Origin of the sequence: Caballeronia sp. LZ062 (assembly GCF_031450785.1) — a bacterium.
In the GTDB taxonomy this organism is placed as follows: Bacteria; Pseudomonadota; Gammaproteobacteria; order Burkholderiales; family Burkholderiaceae; genus Caballeronia.
In genome coordinates, this window is sequence record NZ_JARTWB010000003.1 from 75,168 (window position 1) to 99,461 (window position 24,294).

Sequence of the window (24,294 nt, forward strand, 5' to 3'; positions counted from 1 at the left end):
CCCTCTTTTCTGGAAGAAGGACGATAGCGTCCCCCCGAGGATTTGCAAAACGACTAATTCGAATCCCGTGCATGAGATGCGCTAATGCTAAGATCCGGCCTTTTACTTTTGCGCCCGCGATGACAACACCTCGGCTCGAACTCGACAGCCTTCGCACCTTCCTAGCTATTGCAGACGGCGGGAGTTTCACGGCAGCGGCAGCCAGCGTCGGACGGACGCAATCCGCGATCAGCCTGAAGGTTCGCAAGCTCGAGGAAGCGCTGGATAAGCAGTTGTTCGTTCGCAACGCACACCACACGACTCTGACGCCCGCCGGCGAATTGCTCCTCGGCTACGCGCGGCGCCTCGTTCGGGACAGCGACGCTGCACTCGCGCACCTGCGCGCCTCCGAGGCGACAGGCACGATACGGCTAGGCATCGGTGAGCTGTTCGTGCCGGATCATCTGCCGCGCGTGCTGACGCGCTTCAGGCACGCTCATCCCAAAGTGCGACTCGAAGTGCAGGTGGGTCTGTCGGCCGACCTACTCGAGCAAATGCGATCGGGAGGGCTGGAGGTTGTCGTGGCTAACCGCGAGAAAGACGAACGCGGGGGACGTGTGGTCTGGACCGAACCACTGAGGTGGGTCGCAGCCGATGACTTCGAATTGGGTGACAGCGGCCCCGTGCCGCTGGTGGCACTGCCTGCTCAGTGCGAGTACCGGCGAATGGCCATCGATGCTCTTGCGTCCGTCGGACGTCCTGCCGACGTCGTGTATGCGTGCACGAGTCTGCTCGGAGTCGAGGCCGCCATCGCGGCAGGGTCAGGGCTTGCCATACTCGGACAGTCTTCGCTGGCCCGAAACCTGGGTCTGCGCGATCTGAGCCAGCACTTGCCGCCGCTGCCGGCATGCGAGATAGCCGTCTATGGCGAGGCAGCCAACAATGGCCGCGCGTTGTGCGCACTGATTCAGTTCATCGAAGACAGTTTGCGATCCGACTCGGTTCTGCGGAAGACATAGCCTCAGAGCGTCCATGCCGCTTTGGCATTCTTGCGCGAGGACGTGAAACACGCGCGATTCGGCATCGCGCGGGGACAAACGAAACGTTGTGGTAGCGGCTCAGGCGCCATGCATGCAGGATGTACGATCGGACTTCCACCGCGCGGTTCGGAGCAATAGCAGGACATCCCGCAGCTTGCGGCACGAGATGCGATCATGCTACCGTTGTTACCGATACCATTTCATGCCGGTCTGGTTGCAGGCTTTGGATGTTACCGGTACCATCGACGCCCGCGTGCCGACGACGAGAAGCTGCTCACACGCGAGCGCGGGGACAGAACAGCGGCCTTCACATCCGGGTGCGCGAGCGCGTAGGTGACTCATCCGCGCGGGCGCAAGCCACGAATCAGCCGACCACACACAATACGGAGACAAATACAATGCCAACCATCAGCCAGGCTGCCGCCACCACGGCAGCCGTCGGGGACGAGGCCGAAAACCAGTTGTATCGGAAAGTCCTGAAGCGCATTCTGCCCTTGCTGCTACTTTGCTACGTAGTGGCCTATCTGGATCGCGTCAACGTCGGCTTCGCGAAACTGCAGATGCTTGATGCTCTCGGACTGAGCGACAGCGTCTACGCCGTGGGCGCAAGCATCTTCTTCTGGGGGTATTTCCTCTTCGAGATGCCGAGCAACCTCTTGCTTCATAAGTACGGCGCCCGCTTCTGGATTGCCCGCATCATGGTGACCTGGGGGATCGTGTCCTCGGCTCTCGCATTTATTTCGCCGCTGGCCAATTTCTTCCACGTCGGAACAGGGACGATGTTCTACATCCTTCGCTTCCTGCTAGGCGTGTGCGAAGCGGGATTTTTCCCGGGCATCATCCTGTACATGAACTACTGGTTTCCGGCGCGGCGGCAGAGCGTCGCCATGTCCGGCTTCCTGATCGCGATTCCGGTAAGCCTTACCCTCGGCGGAGTGGTGTCCGGCTGGCTGATGGAAAACACACATGGGCTGTTCGGCATGGGCGGCTGGCAATGGATGCTGTTGCTCGAAGGCATCCCGTCGATACTGGTTGCATTTGTCGTGCTGTTCCGCATGGGCGATGGCATTCAGTCCGCTACATGGCTGACGGCCGCTGAGAAGGCTTTGCTGCACAAGAACCTCGAGCAGGAAAGTGCGAAGAAGACGCACAGCGTCGGTGCGGCGCTGAAGAGCCCGCGCGTCTGGCTGCTGACATTCATCCTTCTGACTTTCAACACTGGCTTCTATGGTTTGGCGTTCTGGCTGCCGTCGATCATCAAAGCCTCCGGAGTGAAGAGCACGCTGAACATCGGACTACTAACGGCTATTCCGTACATGTGTGCCGTCGTCGCAATGATCTGGAACGGGGCACATTCACGCAAGACCGGCGAGCGGCGTTTGCACGCAGCCATCCCGGCGTGCATCGGTGGAATCGGCCTCATTCTCAGCGCGCACTTTGCGAGCAATGTGCCGCTGTCCATTCTTCTGTTGACGGTCGCTACGTGCGCGATCCTCGGCCTTATGCCGATCTACTGGACTTTTCCCGGGCAGATCCTGTCTGGCACCGCTGCGGCGGCAGGCATTGCGCTCATCAACTCAGTCGGCAATCTTTCTGGCTTTACAGGCTCGATGATTACAAGTGTCGCCAAGGATTTGACCGGGAATATCAATAACGGGACGTATGCACTCGGGGCTTGCTTACTGGTCAGTTGCGTTCTGATTTTGTCGATTCCGAAAAACATGCTCAACGCTGAGCGAGTGGAACGCTGAAGCGCGGTGCCTACTCTGACACTAGGGTAGGCACTATCGCTTTTGCTTCTCTCCGCACGGGTTTGCGACCCAGCGGGGTCCGGGAAGTTTGATTGGCAGACCTTCGAGGGAACGATTCCCTTGGCTCCTCCACAGGGTCGCTCAGGGTCGGACGACGCACGCGTTCGCTAGCGCCGGAATCGAAGGTCGACAGTGCCGCGCAACGAACGACAGCGGACGATCTTTCGAATGTGTGGAACGCTTCGTCTCGAACACTGAGCGGCCAGTAAGACGACCGCAGAGCCGCCCCGTTGCGCGGCCTTGGCGTTTCCTACGGCTACCCTTCTAAGCCGCCCGACCGCACCGGCCCAACTACGTGCCCAGACAACCCGACGTACCGTTCGATGACCGGTTGCGGTCCCCTCTTCGCCCAACGGCGCCTTGGGCGTCGTTGCTATTCGAGCGAAGAAACTCGTCCAGCTCGAAGCACGCGTTGACGACTGCCTCGATCGCCTCTTGCGCGAGGTCTGTCTCGATTGCCGTCAGCCGACGGCGAAGCTCATGCAGTTGCTTTACCATGTCACCCACCTCGTTGCGTACGAGAAACTCGCCTTGCGGCCGTTTATTGCTGGGCGGATCTGCGCGAGGCGGGGCAGACGATCGCATCGCCTGGATCCGCTCCTTGAAGATGCCGTCCATGCTCAGAACGTCGACCAGTCGCCGTCACTTGCCGCCCCGGCCGCAACCGCGGCGACGACAGGTTGCTTCGCCGCTCGCGTGCTGACTGGCGTTCGCTTCGCAACGGGCGGCCGCGTCGTCTGCTGCGCGTAGCTGTCGGTCGTCGGCATCGCAGCCGTGTGCCCGGTGCGGAACACAGCGACCGAGGCAGTCAGGTGCTTTGCCTGGTCCTCCATGGAGCCCGCCGCTGCCGCAGCTTCCTCGACGAGCGCCGCGTTCTGCTGCGTGACTTCGTCCATCTGAGAGATAGCCTGATTGACCTGCTCGATGCCGCGACTCTGCTCATTCGATGCCGATGCGATCTCGCCCATGATGTCGGTGACGCGCTGAATCGCCGTGCCGACGCGCTGCATCGTGTCCCCTGCTCTTGTGACGAGTTCGGTTCCGGCGCGCACTCGGCTGCCGGACGTCTCGATCAGTTCTTTAATGTCTTTTGCAGCAGCCGACGAGCGCTGCGCGAGACTGCGAACCTCACTCGCCACCACTGCGAAGCCCCGCCCTTGTTCGCCGGCTCGCGCGGCTTCGACGGCAGCGTTCAACGCGAGAATGTTCGTCTGGAAGGCAATGCCTTCGATCATGCCGATGATTTCCGCGATTTTGGCCGAGCTGCCTTCGATGCCAGTCATCGTTTCCACAACCTGACTGACGATTGCGCTGCCCTCGTTGGCGACCGCGCTTGCATTGTCCGCAAGACCACTCGCCTGGCGCGCGTTCTCGGCGTTCTGCTTGACCGTCGCGGTCAGTTCTTCCATGCTTGCAGCGGTTTCTTCGAGTGACGCGGCCTGCTGTTCCGTGCGCGACGACAAGTCCGTGCTGCCTGCGGCAATCTCACCGGACGCCGTGCGAATGACATCGACCGATTCCTTGATGCCGTTCGCGAGCGCAGAGAGTTTCGCAAACGCCGCGCGCACCGCCTGCATCAGCGTCGCCAGTTCATCGCGGCCGACGACTTCGACACGATGCGTCAAATCACCTTGCTCCAGCGCGTTCATTGCTGCAAGCGCATCGCCCAACGGCTTGGTCACGGATCGCGTGATGACAAGCATTGCCGCGAACGCAATCAGTACGGCGGCTATGGTCGAGCCCAGCGAAAGCGCGACCGCGTCGTCATAAGCGGCATGCGCGTGGCGCGCCGACTCGTCGGCGAGTTCGAATTGGTAAGCAACCAACGCATCGAGCGCCGCGAAGTATTTTCCCTGAGCGGCTGCCACAGCGCCTGCGATCTGCGTGCGGGCTTCCTCGACTTTTCCACCCGATATCAGCTTGACCGCTTCCTGACGGGCTGCCGTATTCGCGGCGCGCGCCTCGACGACTGCATTGAAAAGCTCACGCCCGCGCCCCGACGTGATCATGCGATCGACTTTATCCAGCCGCTGCGATGTCGCTTTGGAAGCTGCGGCGACGCCCGCCTGCATTGCTTCGATGTCCTCAGGATTCCCGGTGATCACGGCGCGTTGCAGCCGAAGAACGGTTTGGCTTGCAGAGTCCTTTGCCTTGGTCACTTCCGCTGCTTTCACCATCCGATCATCGGTGATGACCGTGATCTCATTGTTCAGAGCACGCATGTTCAGGAAGTTGATCGTCGCGATGAAGACGAGCAAGGCCACGACGATGCCGAAGCCGATAGTCAGCCGGGCGCCGACCTTGAGATTGTGCAGTTTCATTTTTAGAATCCGGGGACCGTTTGTTCAAGACATGTGGAGTAGAAGGCGCGCTCACTTGTTGCGGGTTCGGCCGGTCGCCGGTTGCTTACGTCCTTGGGGGTCGCCCGAGGAGGTTCAATAGCTGGTTCGTGTCGCCTTCTTGTAAGTCTATCGGCTGAAAAGACGAAATCTTGACTTTGCGTTTATAGTTATCTTTTTGGATATGAGTAAAAGTTACTCGAATGACGCGAATGGATTCGTTTGTCTTGGACCGACGGCCGCCTCGTCTATGGCGGACGAACGGAAACCTGCATCGACGGATCTCGCGCGCGTTGCAAGGCGTCGTGCATCCTTGAGTGATGCCTTTACTCGTGGTTCCGTTCATCGCGGGCCAGCGATGCTTGCGAAAAGCCGTGGCCGGAGTCGAGCCGTCACTGTGGCTTTGCTGATTCATTTGCGATGGAAGATGCAGCGAGCGTCGATGCGCGATGGTGCGTCGATCAGTACGTCGCTTGGCTTATTGGCCGATGGGCACGAACCTGTCGCGCCGCATGTGCGCTGATTGTCGCGAGGCTTCGCGACGCAGAGAGTGGATGTGTCGCCCTCAAGTGGCAGGTCACGGCCAAAGCGAACAGTGCCGCTGGCCGTAAGGTGTCGGACGCCGACTACTCGACGAGCCGGAGAAGCGTGCTCGGCAGAATGCGCGACCGTCTTGCGTTTCCAAAGAAAGAAGGCGCATCCAGTGTCGAGGTCAACGCGTTCAGCGACGAGCCGTGCGCCAAGCATTGACTAGAGAGAACTGGCGTTGCGCGTCGATTAGCCCGCGTATTGCGTCAAGCTGCCTGCTGCAAGGCCGCGCTTTGCTCGCGTGCTGCTTTGGCCTTGGTCTTCCCGGCTCGCGACGGCGGCTGACATAAACCGCAGACCATGCCGTGCGCCGGTTCGTGGGCGTGCGCGACAAACTTCCCGCGGCAGCGTGTGCACCCCGCCAGACGCAGAATCCCGGCATCCTTGAAACGCACGAACGTCCAGGCGCGCGTCAGGTCCATTTGCAGTGCTTCGCCGTTCATCGTGAAGTGCTCGGCATACAACGCATAGGCGCGGCTCAACAGATCCACGCGATCGAGATCCTTGCTGTTCTGTTCGAGGAACGCGTACACGTTCGCGAACATCGAGGCGTGGATATTCGGCCCCCACGTCAGATACCAGTCCTCCGAGAAAGGCAGCATTCCCTTCGGCGGCGATGCGCCCTTCACTTCCCGATAAAGACGAATCAGACGGTCGCGAGAGAGCTTCGGAAATTCCGATTCGAGCACCTGCATGCGCGCGCCGAGCTTGATCAGCGTGATCGCGCGCAGCACCTGAGCGGCTTCATCGGCGAGGCTCTTCGAAGACGTAATCGTGGTCATGATCAGGCTGCAACGAGTGCTGCGTTGGACAGGGCCGCCGTGACCGGAGCGTCGAGGCTGCGGCTAGCAAGGCCGCCGAGCATTTCGTCCGCATTCATGCGGAAAAAGCACAGCAGTTGCGACGACGACGCAAGCTTGTCCGTCTGTGCCGGCGAGAGCTTCAAGAGCGTATCGGCGATTTCAGCCGACAAGCCGAGGTGCGCCTGCGCGGCCTCGCGGTCCGATGCCAGCACACGCCGCGCGAGCGTCAGGTAAGACAGGTTCAACTCGCGGATGGAAGAGAGATCGTGGCTGGCGTGTGTCATGGCTGGCGTACCGAAGTAACTGTGACCGTTTTGGGCGTCAAGCTGCGCTGTAAGTGACAGCGCGAAGCAATTGTCTGGTTATTTATTGCGGCGTGCAACAGAAAGTTACAGTCGCAAACCTTTGCAACGGCGACTTTTGCGTCCGCAATCGTTGGCTGGGGATCGTTGCTTCGTGAGCGGTCAACCATGGAACACACTGCCGATGCGCAAACTCTGCGTCTAGTAAGCAAAGCGTGCGTTTTTTCTTCGCGGACACGACGAAATATGCCGATGCACGCAGGCGCCGCGCGGTAGGCAACATTTACCTTGCGACAGTTTTACCGCGGCTATCACGCGACAGTGTTACCACCGCTTTTCTTTGTCCGATAAATCTGTTGACGGAGGCGAGGCGGTCTACATGTAGCAGTACGTTCGCTTGGGCACGGCTCTGGAAGGCATCTGTCCGCGCAGACGCAGACCGTGCCATGTGGTCGGCGATACCGGCCGCCGACGGGTGCAAGCCGGTAGCCGACAGGAAGCGTTGGGGAATCTGCTCGCGCAGTGGCCGGACCGCAGGCCAACCACGGTGGCTCCGGTTCCGCCTTGAAGGCGGCGCATCGCGCTGCGTCGCACCGGTTCGATCCGCAAACTGCAGTCTTCCCGCACTCTCAAGAACTGGCGATGTGCATCGACGACAGTCAGATCGGCGTCGTACCCTTATCGAGAAAGCGTTCGCGCAAGCCTTCGACGCGCCCGTGCATCGTGGCGCCCGCTACGGCGGTCCTGATCCATGCGCAGCGGAATCCCGAACGCCCGTGTGCCGCGCCGACATCCGCCCTGCCTCGCCGTCGATCTCGTATGCGGTGCCCGGCGCGGGCGTCGCGATCGGCACCGGCAAGCGGCCGTGCACGCACTTTGCGCAAGAAGCCCATCCGCGTTGATCGTGGTACATCGTGATGACGCCATCGGATACCTTCTGGTCGCGTGCGCGCAAGAAGACGGTGTCGCCGGGCAAAGGCCCTTGCGCTCCGTAGCCATAACTCGCCGACGTGCTCCACGGCGGCGGATCACGTCGGCTCCCTCGCATCGGAAGGAGCCATTGCCGCCGTTATGCGGATCGAAGCCGCACACCGCGATGCGAGCCACGCGATACGCGCGCGCTTCTGCCCTCCACGAATCACCCGCACCGCGCCGACGATACGCTGCCGCCTCAGCTTCGCGCTCCCCGTCTTCCAGCGCGATCAGCGAAGTGACACGCTAGATGCACGACTCGTAAAACACGTCGACTCGGCAAAACGCACCTCGTAGTCGAACTGTCGAGCGAACCATTTCGTTTCATCACGGCCCCGCCCGATTGCATGACATCTTCATGCCGTTCTATCCGCCCCTGGCGGTACACTGCCAATCACCGCAGCTTCCGAACGAGCTCGACATGCGCGACGCCTTCTCCGGTATGCACGATGCAAGAGTGTTCCGCCTATGACGCGCCCTCGCATGAAACACTCGGCCTTCGCGCACAATCACGCGAGACGAGTCTTGCACGATCTCGTCTGGTCTGTCGGACCCCTCGTGCTGGCTTGCGCGCTCGCTGTCGTGCTCGTCGTGTGGCTCGTCGATCCCGCGCCGCCGCGTACCATCACCATCACCGCGGGGCCGCCCGATAGCTCGCTCTTTCAAATCGCCGGGGACTACGCGAAGCAGCTCGCGCGCAACGGCGTCACGCTGAAAGTGCTGCCTTCCGATGGCTCCGTTCAGAATCTCCAGCGCCTGCTCGATCCCAAGACGCATGTCGACCTCGGGCTCGTTCAAGGCGGTATCGCGACTCCCGAACAAGCGTCGTCGTTGATGTCGCTCGGCAGCGTGGCTTATTTGCCTATCGTCGTGTTCTATCGCGGCAAGGGCCTCACGCTCCTGTCGCAACTGGAAGGCAAACGCATAGCTATCGGGCGTGAAGGCAGCGGCACGCGCACGCTGTCACTGAAGCTGCTCGAGGCGAATGGAATCGGACCGGGCGGCGGTACGCAATTGCTTCCGACGGATGGCCTTCAGGCCGCCACGCAACTCGTCAGCAATGAAGCGGACGCGGTGTTTCTCAGCGGCGACTCCGCCACGCGCGCGCTCATGTTGCGCCTTCTCAAAGTGCCCGGCCTCTCGGTGATGGACTTCAACGAAGCCGACGCCTATACGCGCGTCTTTCCTTATCTCGACGAGATTCAGTTGCCGCGCGGGGTACTCGATCTCGGACGACTCGTTCCGCCGCAGCCCGTGCACCTGATCAGCCCGACCGTCGAACTGGTCGCACGCACGAGCCTGCACCCGGCGCTGTCCGACTTGTTGATCGAGGCAGCGCAGGAAGTGCACGGCAAGGCGGGACTCTTGCAGCACGCCGGTCAATTTCCGAGCCCGGTCGCGCATGAGTTCCCGATCAGCGAGGATGCGAGCCGCTACTATCGCTCCGGCAAAAGCTTCCTGTATCGGGCGCTGCCTTTCTGGCTGGCGAACGTTGCGAACCGCGCGCTGGTCCTGCTGCTGCCTGTCGCGGTGCTCATCTTTCCGGCGCTTCGCGTCGTGCCGGCGCTCTACCGATGGCGCGTGCGATCGCGTATTTACCGCTACTACGGCGCGCTTATCGCCGTCGAGCGTGGCGCAATGCATCTTTCGAACGAAGACGATCGCCGCGCGCTGCTCGCCGAACTGGACGACATCGAAGCGTCACTGGATACGCTCAAACTGCCGCTCGCCTATACCGATGCGCTCTATGTGTTACGCGAGCATATCGGCTTCGTGCGTTCGCGTCTGAGTACTGCGGGCCGAAGAGACAATCATGCCGCCTGACGCGCTTTATATCGTTCGGCGTCCGTACTATTATGCGTGCAGTCGCGGCCATCGAATCCATTCATGTCCGATGGCCCTCGCATCACTTGAAACCCGCAACCGTATGCGGAACATACGGCGCTTCGAGCTGCGCAATCTCCTCGGGCGTCAATTTCAGGGACAACGCCGCGACCGCATCGCTCACATGGTTCGGCTTCGAAGCCCCAATGATAGGCGCAGTCACCGGCGCCTTTTGGGCCACCCAGGCAAGCGCAACCTGAGCGCGCGGAACGTTGCGCGCCTTCGCGACGGCCGCCACAGCTTCGACCACGGCCCGGTCCGCATCATGCGTCTGATACAGCGTGCTGCCGAAGGTATCCGTTTCCTGACGCTCCGAGGTCGCATCCCATTCGCGCGTGAGACGTCCGCGTGCAAGCGGACTCCATGGCAACACACCTACGCCCTGATCCGCACATAGCGGCAGCATCTCACGCTCTTCTTCGCGATAAAGGAGATTGAGGTGGTTCTGCATCGTCTTGAACTCGGTCCAGCCGTTGGCACGCGACGTATAAAGCGCCTTGCTGAACTGCCATGCATACATGGACGACGCGCCGATATAGCGAGCCTTGCCGGCTTTCACGACGTCATGCAAGGCTTCGAGAGTCTCTTCGATCGGCGTCGTGTAATCCCAGCGATGGATCTGATACAGATCGACGTAATCGGTCCCGAGGCGGCGCAGGCTGCTGTCGATCTCGTTCATGATGGCCTTGCGCGAAAGCCCCGCGCCGTTAGGGCCCGGCCGCATGCGATTGAACACCTTCGTTGCAATCACGATGTCGTCACGCTTCGTGAACTCGCGTAGCGCGCGTCCGACGATTTCTTCGGAAGTTCCATCGGAGTAGGTATTGGCAGTGTCGAAGAAGTTGATGCCCGCATCCAGTGCCTGCTGAATGATCGGGCGGCTCTTCTCTTCGTCGAGCGTCCAGGGATGCGTGCCGCGTTCCGGCACACCGAAAGTCATGCAGCCAAGACAAAGGCGGGACACTTCAAGACCGGTCGTACCGAGTTTCACGTATTCCATCGGGATATCTCCTTGCAATCGATTGCCTTTCGAAAGATGACGCAAACGCAACGCGATCGCGTGTCAGCGGCCAAAGGTTCACATTAGCGCAGGTCGCGGCGCGTTGCTGAACACCGTTGCAAGGAATGGTCCGCACACAAAATTGCCCGCTCGATGGCGGGCACTAGATTGAGCACCACACTGTGCGGCGTGCGAGAGCACGCCGCAACACGCGCCGATCAAGACCTGGCCGGCTCTCCTTCGTCCAGTTCCCGCGGCCCGGATATCGTCTCCAGCGCCGAATCGTGATGCAGCAGCAAGACCGCCGCCACACCGACCATCCCCGCGCCCGCGAGACACAGCAAGCCCGCGCCGAAGCCGCCCGTGCTGTCCTTGATCCAGCCCATCGCATACGGTCCGAAGAAGCCCGCCAGATTGCCGAGCGAATTGATCGCCGCAATACCGCCTGCGGCCGCAGCGCCGGAAAGGAACGAGGCAGGCAGCGTCCAGATCACCGGCAGGCAGCCGAAGATGCCGAAGCCGGCAATCGACAGTGCAATCATCTTGAGCACCGGGTTATCCAGTCCGGCCGACGCTGCAATCCCGCCCGCCGCCACCATCAGTGCGATGGCAACGTGCCAGCGTCTTTCAAGCTTGCGATCCGAATGACGCCCCCACAGCACCATGCTGACGACGCCGACCGCATACGGCAACGACGTGACAAAGCCGGTTTGCAGGTTGGTCAAGCCGAATGCCTTGACGATCTGCGGCAAGAAGAAGCTCAAGCCATAATTGGTTGCGTTGGCGCCGAAATAGACCAGCGCAATGGCGAGCACGCGTCGATTGAAGAGCGCCTCCTTGACGCTGAACGCATGCACGGCTTCGCGATGCGCGCGCTCGTGCGCTTGCCTGTCCACGAGCCACTTTCGTTCGTCATCGGCAAGCCAGTGGGCGTCGGAGGGCTTGTCGGTCAGATAGAAGAAGACGACAAACGCAAGCATCAGCGCCGGCAATGCTTCGATCAAATAGAGCCATTGCCAGCCGGCCATGCCATGGAAACCGTCGAGCTGCAGAAGCGCGCCGGAGATGGGGCCGCCGATCACGGTAGACAGCGGAATCGCCGCCATGAAATAGCCCACTACGCGCCCGCGATATTTTGCGGGGAACCAGAGCGTGAGCAAGAAAATGATGCCGGGAAAGAAGCCCGCCTCAGCGACACCCAGCAAAATGCGCAGGCCGTAGAACACGTAGGCGTTGGACAAGCCGGTCGCCTGCGCGATGTGCGGAATATAGGCCATCGCCGCCGCCAGAATGCCCCATGTGAACATGATGCGGGCGATCCACCGTCGCGCGCCGAAGCGTTCGAGCAACAGATTGGACGGAACCTCGAAGAAGAAATACGCAATGAAGAAAATGCCCGCGCCGAAGCCGAAGGTGCTCGCGGAGAAGCCGAGCGCCTTGTTCATCTGCAAGGCAGCAAAGCCGACGTTGACGCGATCAAGATAAGCGATGAAGTAACAGACGATCAGGAACGGCACGAGCCGTACCATCACGCGCTTCATGGTGCGAGTTTCAAGGTCCATCAATGTCTCCTCCGAATAGGCAAGCGGCAAATCGTTGACTTGACTGCGTTGACTTGGATGCGCTGACTTGAATGCGATTCGTCAGCCTACTCTCGAAGGAGAAAGTAAAGAACTGGTGTTTAGCCTGTACCGTGGGCGCAATCCCGCACTTGACGGCGGCTCGTTACTACAATCTCATGGCATTTATGCGACCGGTAACATGCCCGCATACTCCGGTTCCGGTAATCCTTGCACACCGGGCCGCAACGCAAAGACGCAACCGTCGTTGTCCGTGGCGTTGTCAGCGGGACGAATCGACGTGACGTAGAGCGTGGCGAGGTCGTCGCCTCCGAACGCGCACATCGACGGCTTGACGGCGGGCATTGCGATTGTGCGATCGAGCTTGCCCTGCGGCGTGAAGCGTAACAGGCGGCCTGCGTCGTTGGCGCAGGTCCAGTAGCAGCCGTCGGCGTCGACCGCTGCGCCGTCGGGGCGACCGGCATGATGATGCAAGTCCGCCAGTACCCGACGGTTAGACGGCGTGCCGGTGTTCACATCAAAATCGAACGCCCATATGAGGCGCCTCGTCGGGTGCGAATCGGACAGATACATGGTCGCGCCGTCCGGCGAGAACGCCAGACCGTTTTGCGTGACGAGTCCATCGACGATGGGCTCAGACAGCGCGCCGTCGTTGCCATAGTAGTACAGCGCCCCCGCAGGGCTCGCGAGCGCCATGTCCTGCACCATCGTGCCCGCCCAGAAACGCCCTTGCCGATCGCAACGGCCATCGTTGAAACGCATGCCGGGCGCGTCGAACCGCGGCGCCGCGAGCCGGACAAGGCGCGCCTCGCCTGCTTCATGCAATGTCACGGCATGCAGCCCGCTTTCCATGCCGGCGACGATTGTGCCGGCTGCATCGAAGGCAAAACACGCAATCTGCTCGGGAAGCGTCCAGTCGGCGCGCCGCCCACTTTCGACATCTAGTCGGACGATGCGCCGGTCCGGAATGTCGACAAAATACAGCGCGTTGTCTTTTGCATGCCAGACCGGACACTCGCCGACCGTCGCGCGCCCGGCCGCGTCCAGCCGCTCCACGCTAGGCGCAGAGTTCATCGACTGCGCTCCATCGGTTCGCCGAGCACGAATGCGCCGCCCTGGAAATGCTGTGCAGGGTCGTCGCGTTCGGCGGTCGGCGCGGTCACGGGGAAGCGGTCGCTGAACGCTGCCGAGCTATCCTGCGGATTGAATCCGAGAAAAGCCGCCTTGGTGTTGTCCCACCACTTCAGCGGATTGTTCGACGCACCATACACGACCGTGTGCCCGACGCGATTCGTGAACAGTGAGCAACGCACCAGCTCGATGAAGTCGCGATAGCTCAGATAAGTCACGAGCATCCGCGGATTCTTGGGCTCCTCGAACGACGAGCCAATGCGCAGGCATACCGTCTCGATGCCGAAGCGATCGAAGTAGTAGCGCGACAGCGCCTCGCCGAAGCATTTGGTGACGCCGTAGAGACTGTCGGGGCGCTGCGGCGCGTCGGCATCGAGCACCTCCGTGACCGGATGAAAACCGATCGCGTGATTCGAACTCGCGAACACGACGCGCTTCACGCCGTGACGGCGCGCGGCCTCATAGATGTTGTACGTGCCTCGAATATTCGCTTCGATCAGATCGTCGAACGGCGCTTCGATTGAAATGCCGCCGAGATGCACGATCGCATGGACGCCATCGACAAGTCGCATGACCGCGTCGCGGTCCGCGAGATCGACGGAGCTTGCTTCCTCATGCGCTGCGGCGTCGTCGAGCGGGGCGATATCGGACAGGCGTACCACGTCCGCCCATTGCGCGAGCGCGCCGCGTAACTGGCGGCCGAGATTTCCGGCTGCGCCGGTCAGCAGCAGGCGCTTGAAAGGCTTGCCCGTTGCAGAACTTTGGTTCATCGATACTCCTCGTACGAATTTTGAATGCAATATGGTAAAACGTTTTTCGGGGCCGTTGTTTCCACCGGATCGCCTACCTGTAGCCTTGTCGCGGATTGCATGCGGCATGCAAAGAACAATTACTCCGCACCGTTTTCTGCGACAATCCGAAACATTGGAAAACGCAAGAAAACGTTACCCCCATGAAAAAGACTTCTCCGACCATTCGCGATGTTGCCGCCGCAGCGGGCGTTTCGGTTGCGACGGTATCGAAATACATGAACGGCGCGCAACGCTTTTCGGCGCCGGTAGAAGCCCGGCTGAAGGCCGCGATCGACTCGCTCGGCTATCGCTCGAACCCGCTTGCGCGTTCGATGATCACGGGCCGCACGCGCACCATCGGCCTCACGATCCTCGACATCAGCAATCCGCACTTCACCAATGTCGTCAAGGGCGCGAACCGCATCGCGCTGAGACATGACTACACGCTTCTGCTCGTCGATATCGACGAAAATCAGACGCGCGAGCGGCCGCTCATCGAAGCGTTGTCGCAGCGCGTGGACGGCCTCATCGTCAGTTCGCGTCTTTCCGATGAAGACGCTCGCTGGATGCTCGATCTCGGCAAGCCCGTCGTGCTTCTGCGCAACGCCGAGGCGCTGCCGATTCCGAGTGTCGGCATCGACAACCGGCTCGCCGCGCACATGCTCGCACGGCATCTGCTGAACCTCGGGCATCGGCATATTGCATACCTTGGCTTCGGCCAGGCGCGCATCAACGACGAGCGGATTCGCGGCGTGCGTGAATGTCTCCAGGACGCCGGCCTCGAACTCGACGTTCACGACGCGCACGCCCCGACCTCGCTCGCCGGCGAACATGCCTGCTCGCGCGTGATGCTGGGCCCGAAGCGTCCGCAGGCGGTTATCTGCTACAACGACCTGATCGCGCTCGGCTTCATGAAGGAAGCCGCGACGCTTGGCATTCGCGTGCCTCAGGACGTCTCGGTGACCGGCATCGACAACGTGCCCTACGGCGCCTACGCCGCGCCCGGGCTCACCACCGTGGATATCCAGAGCGAGAAGATGGGCGAACTCGCCATGCAGAAGCTGATCGACGCGCTCGCCGGCCATCCGGACCCCGGCAACTCCATGTTCGAGCCGCGCCTGATCGTGCGTGAATCGACGGCTGCGGCCGCCGCCGCGACGACCGAGTGAGGGAAGACGCATCGGCTCGATCCCGTTCACGATGCGTCTCCAGGCTGCGCTCAAACGTCGAGCTTGGCCGGCGTCATCTTCGGCGTGAGCACGTGCATCACGGCGAAGGCGACGAGATAAGCCAGCGCGCCGATCGCGAAGAGCGCCCAATACTGACCGGTGCGCTGCAACACCTGGCCAATCACTTCCGAAAACAGCACGCCACCGATAGACCCGGCCATGCCGCCGATACCGACGACCGCACCCACTGCGCGACGCGGAAACAAGTCGGAAGCCGTCGTGAAGAGATTGGCCGACCATCCCTGATGCGCCGCAGCCGCGAGACCCACGATCGCCACCGCGAGCCACAGATCGTGTACCTGCGAGACGAATGCAATGGGCAGCACGCAGCATGCACAGATCAGCATCGCGGTTTTGCGTGCAGCATTCACGCTCCAGCCCGCGCGCAGCAGTGCCGACGAGATCCAGCCGCCGCCGATGCTGCCCACAGTCGTGATCGCATAGATCACGACGAGCGGCAGGCCGATGTGCTGCATGTCCATGCCGCGCGATTCGTTCAGCCACTTCGGCAGCCAGAACAGATAGAACCACCACACGGGATCCGTCAGGAACTTGCCGATCAGAAAAGCCCACGTTTCCCGCTTGCGGATCAGCACCTTGAAACCGGGCGCGCCGGCCTTCGCGTTCGCGGCGTCAGCCGCTTCCGCTTCGTCCTTCTCGTGCGACAGATCGTCGTGCGCGCGGCTGTCCGGCTGGCGATACATGAAGAACCAGACCACGAGCCACACAAGCCCGATTGCGCCGACGATCACGAACGCCGCGCGCCAGCCCATCGCCACGGCGAGCGCCGGAATGATGGCGGGCGCGAATACCGCGCCGATATTCGCGCCTGAATTAAAAATGCCAGTCGCGAGCGCGCGCTCGTGGCGCGGAAACCATTCAGCCGTCGTCTTGATTGCAGCCGGAAAGTTGCCGCCCTCGCCGATGCCGAGCAGCGCGCGGACCATCGCGAAGCCCATCACCGAGCCGACTGCCGCGTGCAGCATCGCGGCGACGCTCCAGACGAACATCGCGAGCGCGTAGGACAGGCGGGTGCCGAGCCAGTCGACGATGCGCCCGAAGCACAGCAGACCGACTGCATAAAAGGCCGAGAAGGCGATGACAATGCGCCCGTACTGGATTTGCGTCCAGCCGATGTCATGCTGCAGCAACGGAGCGAGCAGACCGAGAATCTGCCGGTCCATGTAGTTGATGACGGTCGCGAAGAAGAGCAACGCACACACGGTCCACCGATACCGGCTGGCGGTACGTGCGATGCCGACGACGGCTGTTTGCATGAATGTCTCCGGTACGCGGCGCCGCTCGTCGTGCCGCGTGTCAGTTCATGATGGCGACGGGCGCCGTTTGCATTCGTCGATGCCCATGCACCGCGATGCCGTTCTTGGAAAACGTTTTTCTGCAGGATATAGCGATAGCGCCGCGCACGGATACCCCGGGACTTACCCTAGGGCACCTCAGATGGAGGCTGGATCGACCTCTGGCGCGTTAACCGTTTTTCTAAGGACGCGGCATTTTGTGAACCGGCGCGCCGCATGCCGCATGCAAAATTCAAAACCAACGGTAAAAAACGCCCGTCCGACTAAAGGACGCCGGCTCTCTTGCCGATAAATACCCGACACCTTTCGTAATAGTTGCGCCCATGCCTTTCAAACGTCTCGCCCGCCTGAATGCCGGGACTCAGTTCGCAGTTCTCGCGTGTACGCTCGCAGCGATCGTCGTCGCCACTTTCACCCTTGCCGTCACCCGCTCCGCAGGAGAGCAAGTCAACGCACATGCGCTCGCTCGCGTGGAAAGCGACAACCGCTCTATCGTCAGAACGATCCGCCTCTACGACACAGCCGTGAGTGCAGAAGTCGCGCGCTTCATGACCCTGTTCTCGCATCGTCTCGCAAACGATTTCGCGCTCGACGAAACGCATACCGTCGATGTTGCCGGCGTCGCGACCCCGAACCTCAGTGCGGGCGGCAAGCCCTTGAACGGCGACTTCTCGATTCCCGATGCGTTCCTCGAAGACAGCGGCGCCATCGCGACGATCTTCGCCCGCACCGGCGACGACTTTGTGCGCGTCACCACGTCCCTCAAGAAACAGGACGGTTCGCGCGCGGTCGGCACGCTGCTCGACCGCAAAGGCCCCGCTTACGGCCCGCTCGTTGCCGGCAAAAGCTATATCGGCATGGCTGCGCTCTTCGGCAAGCAATACATCACCGAGTACAAGCCCGTCACCAATGCGGCGGGCCACGTGATCGGCGCGCTTTTCGTGGGCGTCGACATCACGGCGGAAATGGCCGCGCTGCAGGACGATATTCGCAAGCTCGCCGTTGGCGAGACGGGCTACCACTTCGTCGTCGATGCCTCGAACGGGCCGAATCGCGGCAAGCTGCTCGTGCATCCCGGCCGCGAGAACGAGGTGGCGGACGAACGCGTCGCGCCCTTCAGGCAGATGCTCGACGCACATGAAGGCAAGCTCGCGTTCGATGGCGCGGATATCCCCGGCGCCGATGCCCACGTTCATGGCGGCACGAAAGAGATCACCTTCACGACCGTGCCGCAATGGAACTGGATGATCGGCGGTGTCGCCTATCGCGACGAATTGCTTGCCGGCATACGCGCGAGCCGCAATCGCTTCCTGATCTTCGGGCTCGTGGTGATCGCCGCGCTCGTCGCCGCGTTGCTCTATGCCGTCGCCAGACTCGTCGGTCGTCCTATCGATGAAGCCACGCGCGCTTCCGAGCGCATTGCGGCGGGCGATCTCACGGTGCGCATCGACACGGCGCGCCAGGACGATATCGGCCGCCTGATGCGCGCCATCGACGGCGTGTCGCAAGGGCTCGCGGGCATCGTCGGGCAAGTGCGCAGCGCGTCGGCAGACATGAGCGACGGCACCGCGCGCATCGCCTCCGGGAGCAGCGACATTGCATCGCGCATCGCGACGCAAGCGTCGAGCATCGAAGAGACGGCGGCCAGCATGGAACAGATCACGTCCACCGTGCAGCAGAACGCGGCTAACACCGAAGAGGCAGGCACACTCGTGTCGTCCGCGTCCGACGCGGCGCGCGCAGGCGGCCTCGCAGTGGCCCGCGTCGTGGAAACGATGAGCGAGATCGACGAATCGGCGCGGCGCATCGCGGATATCGCGTCGACCATCGAAGGCATTGCATTCCAGACCAATATCCTGGCGCTGAATGCAGCCGTGGAGGCGGCGCGGGCCGGAGAACACGGCAAGGGCTTCGCCGTCGTCGCTTCCGAAGTGCGGGCACTTGCGCAACGCAGCGCCGGCGCAGTGAAGGAGATCGAGGCGCTCATCACGGAATCCGCAACGAAGGTCTCGCACGGCTTCAGGATCGCAGAGGAAGCAAGCAGCACGATGAGCGGCATCGTGGAACGCGTGGCGCGCGTGAATGCGATCGTCGGCGAAATCGGCGTGGCTTCCAGGGAGCAGGCGAGCGGCATCGATCAGGTCAACACCGCTGTCATGCAGATCGGCGAAGCGACGCAGCAAAACGCGGCGCTCGTCACCGAAGCCGAGCACTCCACCGCGGAACTGCGCGAGCAGGCCGAGCGACTCGCGCGCGCGGTCAGCATGTTCCGGGTGTGATTAGCGCGTGTCTCGCACGCGCTCAAGGGTAAGCGGCTCGTGTGCCGCTTGCTCGTCGGACGGTCGAATCGCTCGTGACGACCGGTCGCTGATAATCCGAACCTGCATTGCAGACCGACTGATCCGCCAATGATTATCCTCGCGCGCCGGTGGCATCGTCTTTGCTCTTCCATTTGCGGACAATGAGCCTCATGCTCTTGACCATCGCACGGCGACAGAGTATTCAAAGGACCAACCGACCCATTCCCGTAATTTTGTACGGCTAGCATGCAGCCAATGCGAACCGGGGCAACCGCCGCGATTCGCCTGTTCGGGGAACCCATCGCAGTGAACCCGCTCTATTGCGTGGCGCGGTTGACGTGATGTGCATCACATCGGGGCGTGGCGCTCCGATGCCAGGGCATCCGAAGGCTCGTCCACTGTCTTTTGACATGTCGACCGGGCCCGCCAGCATCTATAACTAGACATCGCACCAGCGAAATGCCGCTCACCAAAGGCGGCATGTCCTGCCATGTGCGGTGCCATCGACCAAAAGATTCGTCCGGGGAGCGCAATGTCCTTGCGCGCCACCGCGTCGCTTTTCCAGCGGCGTACCTTTCAACCCGAATTTTTTTCGACGGAGCGTCCCCTATGTCTTTCGAGCGTGACCCTGTGCAAGACACAAGTCCGCTGCTCACCATCGTGGTGGCAGCTTATAACGTCGAGGGGTACATCGAAGAAGCGCTCGAATCGCTGTTGAGCCAGCCACATGTCGACGCGATGAAGATCATCGTCGTCGACGACGGATCTCCCGATGAGACCTGTGCAGCCGTAGAAGCCATGGTCGAGCGCGACGGCGGCGCGCATATTCAACTCATCCGGCAGCAGAACAGCGGCGTCAGCGCCGCCCGCAACCGGGGTCTCGCTGCCGTGACCACGCCCTATGTCGGCTTTCTCGACGGCGACGACATCTACCTCAAAGGTTTTACCGAGGCCATCGTTCCGCGGCTCGCGGAAGGTAATTACGACATGGTCGAGTACAACGTGAGCATCATCGACGATGACGGACGCGAGCTCGATCAACTTGAACTCGTCAGCCAGAGCGAAGGCGGCGACCATCCGGTGGATCGTCATGCGCGGCTCCACTTCGCCGACCGCTTTCACACGTTCGTCTGGGCGCGCGTCTATCGCACGGAGCTGTTCAAGACGCTGCAGTTTCCTGTCGGCCGGCATTACGAGGACATGGCGCTCATGCCGTCGCTGTTCCTTCGCGCGAAGCGCTTCTATCGCATTGCCGAGCCGCTGATCGGATATCGGAGGCGCTTCGGCAGCATCACGCAGAAGGCCACGCTGAACGACATGCGCGATCTGCAAGTCAACGGCGTTGAGGCGCTCGCACGCTGCGACGGCACCGAGATGGACGATTTCTGGCTTGCGGTATTCGACAAGGTCTTTCACCGCGCCTGCCACGTGTGTGCGCGCGTCGATCGCGCGTCGTTCCGTGAGGCGTCGCACATACTGTCCGAGATGGCGGCGGATCACCGCAAGACGCGCGCAAGGCTCGCCGAGCGCAACGGACGCCAAGTGGTCGAACTGAAGCCCTTCGACCTCAACGTGCGCACGGATCGGTCCATTCACTTCCTCAAGTCGCTCGTGAAGAAATTGCTAAGGCGCAGCCTGGATCGTCATCAGCGCGTGCGGCGGCCGCTCAACCGACAACGCCTGAGCATGAGCGAGCGTTCAGGCGCGTAGCGCAGTGCCGGGAGACGCGGGCGCGTGTCCCGCGTTTCGCAGTAAACTGCACGCATGGAAAAGTGCCCCTACTGCGAAAGAATCCGCGACGAATGGGACTGTCACGGACAAACATGCCGGACCGCTATCGCCCGTGCGCTGCGCAGGCAACGCATGGGCTTGCCCATGGTCCCCAAAGTCATCCGTAGCGAGATTCCCGCGGGCGCGTCGACCGGCGAAGTCATCGCTCAGTTGTCGCGACAGCGCCTGCGCGCACGGCGCGCGAACGAGGAACGCCGCGAGCGCAAGGCCGCCGACGATCTCGACACTTAACGATTACGCACGTTGCAGCGCAATCAGCAGGCGTCGAGGACAGCCCTGAAGCCGTCCGCCGTAAAAGGCTTGAGAAAATAGCCGTCGAAGTGTTCGTGCAGTTCGTTCCGATGCCGATCATCGCCCGTCACCGCAACGACGCACGCAAGCTGGCTCGGCCCCGCCGCGCGCAGCCGGCGGCACAGGTCGCGGCCATCGACATCGGGCAAGCCGATATCGATGAAGATCGTGTCATAGCGATTCTCCGCTGCCAGCAACATCGCCTGATGACCGTCGTAAGCCACATGCGCAACGTGCCCAAGCGAAACGGCAAGGTCTCTGAATGCATCGCAAAGACGGGCGTCATCTTCTACAAACAGGACGTACATATCGGTCATCCGGGGGCGTTGATTCGCGTCGCGCTTGAGGCCGAGGCGTCAGATCACGAAGGCACGCAAGAAGCGAGCCATTTCTGGCATGGCAACGGGAATCGCGTTGCAGCGGCGTTTGCGAAGAAACAGCGCGGCACAGAAGAAGACGGGCGTACATTTTCCCGGTTCGACGTCATTAGGACGTCGCAATTTCCGCCGACACCATTCTTCCGTCAGCATCAACGAAAACGATCTTGCAGGGCATGAAAACGCGCCGCATCGATGAACCCCTGCGTCACCATGCATTCGAGCGCGCTTAGCGTTACTTGCGAACCGCAAAGCAGTTCGGCCTTGGCGTCGGCGTCACGTTCCAGCGCAATGGCGCGCTTGCCCGCACGTTTGCGCCATGCCTTCCATGAAGCGATCCAAATCAGCGCAAAGCATGCACCGGGAACGGACACGCGCCAAAGCTCATGATCCGATGACGACGCGAACATCGCGCATGGCACCGCAAACAGTATGATCACGCCCAGCACGGTCCACGCGAAGTCCGTCAGTAGTGCGGCGCGCTGCGTCGCATGCGCGACTTCATGCGCAAGGACGAGGCAAAGCGCAGGCTCGGGCAACGCGAGCGTGCGCGAGTCCACTTCGATGCGATTGAACAACGCCTCGTAGCAGGGGCCGAACGACGTCTCGACGAACCGGACGCTGGGCGTCGAGACACCCAGCGCCGCTGCGTACTGCGCCACCACAAGCGACGCATGTTCTTGCGCCCTGTTCATCTCTCGAGCGTCATTCGACCGGGTTGTCGCTCCACGCGCTGCGCGCCTGCCACGCGTCGAGATCCTCGCTGAGCCGGGCGAGCTTGCGGCGCACCAGGTCCATGCCTGCGTTGCCGAGCACGAGATGCGCGGGCGGTTGCGCCGATTGCACCGCTTCGATAATGACTTGCGCCGCCCTTGCGGGGTCGCCGGGCTGCTTGCCGCTCGTCTGCGCGATGCCCGCCCGGCGCCGGCCCGCGACTTCGGCGTAGTCGTCGATGGGCTTGCGCGTCTGCCGCAGCGAACGCCCCGCCCAGTCCGTGCGGAACGGCCCCGGCTCCACTGCCGTCACCTTGATGCCGAGGCCTTCGGTTTCGCGCGCGAGCGCCTCGCCGAGACCCTCCAGCGCGAACTTCGTGGCGGCGTAATAGCCGCTGCCCGGGTTGCCGACAAGCCCGCCCACCGACGTGATGTTGACGATATGCCCGGCGCGGCGCTCGCGCATCTTTGGCAGCACCGCGCGAATCATCGCAGCCGCGCCGAAGAAGTTCGCCTCGAACATGGCGCGCACTTCATCGTCCTCGCCTTCCTCGACCGCAGCGAGATAACCGAAGCCCGCGTTGTTCACGAGCACATCGATATGGCCGAACGATGCATGCGCAGCCGTGACGGCCGCAGCGATTTGATCGGCGCGCGTCACGTCCAGTTGTACCGCGATCGCGCGGCCCTGTGCGCGTTCAATGAGATCCGTCACGCTATCCGGATTGCGCGCGGCGACCACCGCGCGCCACCCGTTATCGATGACGCCTGCGGCGAGTTCCCGGCCGAAGCCGGTCGAACAGCCGGTGATAAACCACACGGGCGAATCGTTGGATGACGCTGACATTGAGTTCTCTCCAGTGGAAGGAAACGGCATGTCAGTCATTTTGAGCGTAACGCGATCAACGTGCATGAAGCCCTGCCGCGTTAAAGCGTATCGGTATGTCTAATGCCTGGCGCACATAAAGCGGCAAATAAAACCGACGCCTGAGAGGCGCCAAGTAATTTCGTTCAATGTGACGTGCATAAGTCCACATGCTTAGCAAAAACGCGTATTGGACCAAAATCCCGAGTCATGGTAAAAATGTATCCGCTCGATATCACGGGCGCATCTTCAACGAAATTCGTCTCTTAGGGTTGGAAAAATGGCAACAGGTACCGTCAAGTGGTTCAACGATGCAAAGGGTTTTGGTTTCATTACGCCGGACGACGGCGGTGAGGACCTGTTTGCACATTTCTCCGAAATCCAGTCCAAGGGTTTCAAGTCGCTTCAGGAAAACCAGAAGGTGAGCTTCGAAGTCAAGCAAGGCCCGAAGGGCAAGCAGGCTTCGACGATCCAGCCGCTGTAACTGTCTTTCAGTCAGCAGCTGCCTCGGCGCACGACGGCCCCTTCGGGGCCGTTTGTTTTTGCACAAACGCTTCCTCGCTAGACTCACTACGCCGCTCCTTTTAGCGTCGCCACAGTCGAAATAAGTCAGTAGAATTCACGCACTCAATATCCAGCTGCGCGTTTGCTGGCAGCAACTTTACGGTTCTCATTGGCGTGAATCCGCTAAGCAGTCAAGAAAGGCGCCGGGCCTGGCCACGGTGCACCGCTCAGGCATTGCTCGTCATGCTTTGCTGTGTGTTCGCTAGCGCACAGGCGCAATCGTTTGCGCTGAATGCGCGCGCCGCCCTGTTCGTGACCGCTGTCGTATTGGATGACTTTCATACGGCGCAATCGGGCGGCGGCTATCTCTTTTCTTACGACAGTCACGAGACCGACGCGACGCTTCGGGCCAAGCTCGCACGTTGGCTTTCCGGCGCCGATCCCGATGCCATTCATATGAATGCCGACGAAAAGCGGACGCTTTTCAGCTTCTATTGGGCGGCGAGCATGATGCCCGAGAAGTCCGCGTGTTTCGACTCCATCGCGCAGGCCGCGTGCAGCGAGGAACTCGGTGCGTGGATGGCGCGCGAAGCGGCTGGCGACCCGCGCTTTGTCCGCGCGTATGAATCGGCGGCGGAGCCACTCGGCTTGCCCCCTTATGCGAGCCCGCTTCCGTGATGCTTGCACG

The 24,294-nt window shown here is 61.6% G+C and carries 22 protein-coding genes; 9 read left to right on the forward strand and 13 right to left on the reverse strand.

Translation table 11 applies throughout. The features are described from left to right. The first annotated feature begins 119 nt into the window (after positions 1-119). On the forward strand, positions 120-998 hold the full coding sequence (locus P9239_RS20505; protein ID WP_309754300.1) for a LysR substrate-binding domain-containing protein: 879 nt from the start codon (positions 120-122) through the stop codon (positions 996-998). Positions 999-1,417: 419 nt separating this feature from the next. After that, positions 1,418-2,770 (forward strand): MFS transporter, encoded by a 1,353-nt coding sequence (locus P9239_RS20510; RefSeq protein ID WP_309754301.1) that lies wholly within the window; start codon positions 1,418-1,420, stop codon positions 2,768-2,770. A gap of 351 nt (positions 2,771-3,121) precedes the next feature. On the opposite strand, the gene P9239_RS20515 is transcribed toward P9239_RS20510, so the two are convergent. The 5 genes from P9239_RS20515 to P9239_RS23445 all read right to left on the reverse strand — a co-directional run bounded on the left by P9239_RS20515 (position 3,122) and on the right by P9239_RS23445 (position 7,910). Then, on the reverse strand, positions 3,122-3,448 hold the full coding sequence (locus tag P9239_RS20515) for a hypothetical protein (RefSeq protein ID WP_309754303.1): 327 nt from the start codon (positions 3,446-3,448) through the stop codon (positions 3,122-3,124). A 2-nt stretch (positions 3,449-3,450) separates the two neighbouring features. Further along, the gene (locus P9239_RS20520; protein WP_309754305.1) at positions 3,451-5,151 is read right to left on the reverse strand and encodes a methyl-accepting chemotaxis protein; all 1,701 of its coding nucleotides are present in this window, start codon (positions 5,149-5,151) and stop codon (positions 3,451-3,453) included. A gap of 812 nt (positions 5,152-5,963) precedes the next feature. Continuing rightward, the gene (gene flhC, locus P9239_RS20525) at positions 5,964-6,539 is read right to left on the reverse strand and encodes a flagellar transcriptional regulator FlhC (protein WP_309754308.1); all 576 of its coding nucleotides are present in this window, start codon (positions 6,537-6,539) and stop codon (positions 5,964-5,966) included. A 2-nt stretch (positions 6,540-6,541) separates the two neighbouring features. Next, positions 6,542-6,844, reverse strand: a complete 303-nt coding sequence (locus P9239_RS20530) for a flagellar transcriptional regulator FlhD (RefSeq protein ID WP_309754309.1) — start codon at positions 6,842-6,844, stop codon at positions 6,542-6,544. 751 nt (positions 6,845-7,595) lie between these two features. After that, positions 7,596-7,910 carry a 4-hydroxythreonine-4-phosphate dehydrogenase PdxA gene (locus tag P9239_RS23445; protein ID WP_404980114.1) on the reverse strand — a complete coding sequence of 105 codons (315 nt, stop codon included), beginning with the start codon at positions 7,908-7,910 and terminating at the stop codon, positions 7,596-7,598. A 392-nt stretch (positions 7,911-8,302) separates the two neighbouring features. Here P9239_RS23445 and P9239_RS20535 point away from each other — a divergent pair, with 392 nt between their 5' ends. Beyond that, the gene (locus P9239_RS20535) at positions 8,303-9,658 is read left to right on the forward strand and encodes a TAXI family TRAP transporter solute-binding subunit (RefSeq protein WP_404980115.1); all 1,356 of its coding nucleotides are present in this window, start codon (positions 8,303-8,305) and stop codon (positions 9,656-9,658) included. An 82-nt stretch (positions 9,659-9,740) separates the two neighbouring features. Here the strand turns inward: P9239_RS20535 and P9239_RS20540 are convergent, their stop codons facing one another. The 4 genes from P9239_RS20540 to P9239_RS20555 all read right to left on the reverse strand — a co-directional run bounded on the left by P9239_RS20540 (position 9,741) and on the right by P9239_RS20555 (position 14,199). Further along, positions 9,741-10,718: an aldo/keto reductase gene (locus P9239_RS20540; protein WP_309754311.1), complete on the reverse strand. Its 978-nt coding sequence runs from the start codon at positions 10,716-10,718 to the stop codon at positions 9,741-9,743. Positions 10,719-10,936: 218 nt separating this feature from the next. Beyond that, a complete protein-coding gene (locus P9239_RS20545) occupies positions 10,937-12,280 on the reverse strand; it encodes an MFS transporter (protein WP_309754312.1) in 1,344 nt (447 codons plus the stop codon). A 183-nt stretch (positions 12,281-12,463) separates the two neighbouring features. Continuing rightward, the gene (locus P9239_RS20550; RefSeq protein WP_309754314.1) at positions 12,464-13,372 is read right to left on the reverse strand and encodes an SMP-30/gluconolactonase/LRE family protein; all 909 of its coding nucleotides are present in this window, start codon (positions 13,370-13,372) and stop codon (positions 12,464-12,466) included. Continuing rightward, the gene (locus P9239_RS20555; RefSeq protein WP_309754316.1) at positions 13,369-14,199 is read right to left on the reverse strand and encodes an NAD(P)-dependent oxidoreductase; all 831 of its coding nucleotides are present in this window, start codon (positions 14,197-14,199) and stop codon (positions 13,369-13,371) included. The genes P9239_RS20550 and P9239_RS20555 overlap by 4 nt, the downstream gene beginning before the upstream one ends. Positions 14,200-14,381: 182 nt before the next feature. On the opposite strand from P9239_RS20555, the gene P9239_RS20560 reads away from it, so the two are divergent. Beyond that, the gene (locus P9239_RS20560; protein WP_309754318.1) at positions 14,382-15,389 is read left to right on the forward strand and encodes a LacI family DNA-binding transcriptional regulator; all 1,008 of its coding nucleotides are present in this window, start codon (positions 14,382-14,384) and stop codon (positions 15,387-15,389) included. Positions 15,390-15,439: 50 nt separating this feature from the next. Here P9239_RS20560 and P9239_RS20565 read toward each other — a convergent pair whose 3' ends face one another. Beyond that, positions 15,440-16,726 (reverse strand): MFS transporter, encoded by a 1,287-nt coding sequence (locus tag P9239_RS20565; RefSeq protein ID WP_309754320.1) that lies wholly within the window; start codon positions 16,724-16,726, stop codon positions 15,440-15,442. A gap of 362 nt (positions 16,727-17,088) precedes the next feature. On the opposite strand from P9239_RS20565, the gene P9239_RS20570 reads away from it, so the two are divergent. From P9239_RS20570 to P9239_RS20580, 3 genes are all read left to right on the forward strand, one after another. Further along, entirely contained in the window at positions 17,089-19,044 is a 1,956-nt protein-coding gene (locus tag P9239_RS20570) for a Cache 3/Cache 2 fusion domain-containing protein (RefSeq protein WP_309754322.1), read from the forward strand. Between the two features lie 651 nt (positions 19,045-19,695). Beyond that, on the forward strand, positions 19,696-20,775 hold the full coding sequence (locus tag P9239_RS20575) for a glycosyltransferase family 2 protein (RefSeq protein ID WP_309754323.1): 1,080 nt from the start codon (positions 19,696-19,698) through the stop codon (positions 20,773-20,775). A gap of 54 nt (positions 20,776-20,829) precedes the next feature. After that, positions 20,830-21,087, forward strand: coding sequence for a hypothetical protein (locus tag P9239_RS20580; protein WP_309754325.1), 258 nt, complete (start codon positions 20,830-20,832; stop codon positions 21,085-21,087). Between the two features lie 23 nt (positions 21,088-21,110). Here the strand turns inward: P9239_RS20580 and P9239_RS23450 are convergent, their stop codons facing one another. The 3 genes from P9239_RS23450 to P9239_RS20595 form a co-directional block, all read right to left on the reverse strand. Further along, the gene (locus P9239_RS23450) at positions 21,111-21,464 is read right to left on the reverse strand and encodes a response regulator (protein WP_404980116.1); all 354 of its coding nucleotides are present in this window, start codon (positions 21,462-21,464) and stop codon (positions 21,111-21,113) included. A gap of 212 nt (positions 21,465-21,676) precedes the next feature. Continuing rightward, positions 21,677-21,973: a hypothetical protein gene (locus P9239_RS20590; RefSeq protein ID WP_309754329.1), complete on the reverse strand. Its 297-nt coding sequence runs from the start codon at positions 21,971-21,973 to the stop codon at positions 21,677-21,679. Positions 21,974-22,229: 256 nt separating this feature from the next. Further along, positions 22,230-23,084 (reverse strand): oxidoreductase, encoded by an 855-nt coding sequence (locus P9239_RS20595; protein ID WP_309754331.1) that lies wholly within the window; start codon positions 23,082-23,084, stop codon positions 22,230-22,232. A 298-nt stretch (positions 23,085-23,382) separates the two neighbouring features. Between P9239_RS20595 and P9239_RS20600 the strand changes: the two genes are divergently transcribed. Continuing rightward, on the forward strand, positions 23,383-23,586 hold the full coding sequence (locus P9239_RS20600; RefSeq protein ID WP_008347993.1) for a cold-shock protein: 204 nt from the start codon (positions 23,383-23,385) through the stop codon (positions 23,584-23,586). Between the two features lie 275 nt (positions 23,587-23,861). Continuing rightward, positions 23,862-24,284 carry a hypothetical protein gene (locus P9239_RS20605; protein WP_309754349.1) on the forward strand — a complete coding sequence of 141 codons (423 nt, stop codon included), beginning with the start codon at positions 23,862-23,864 and terminating at the stop codon, positions 24,282-24,284. Positions 24,285-24,294: the final 10 nt, after the last annotated feature.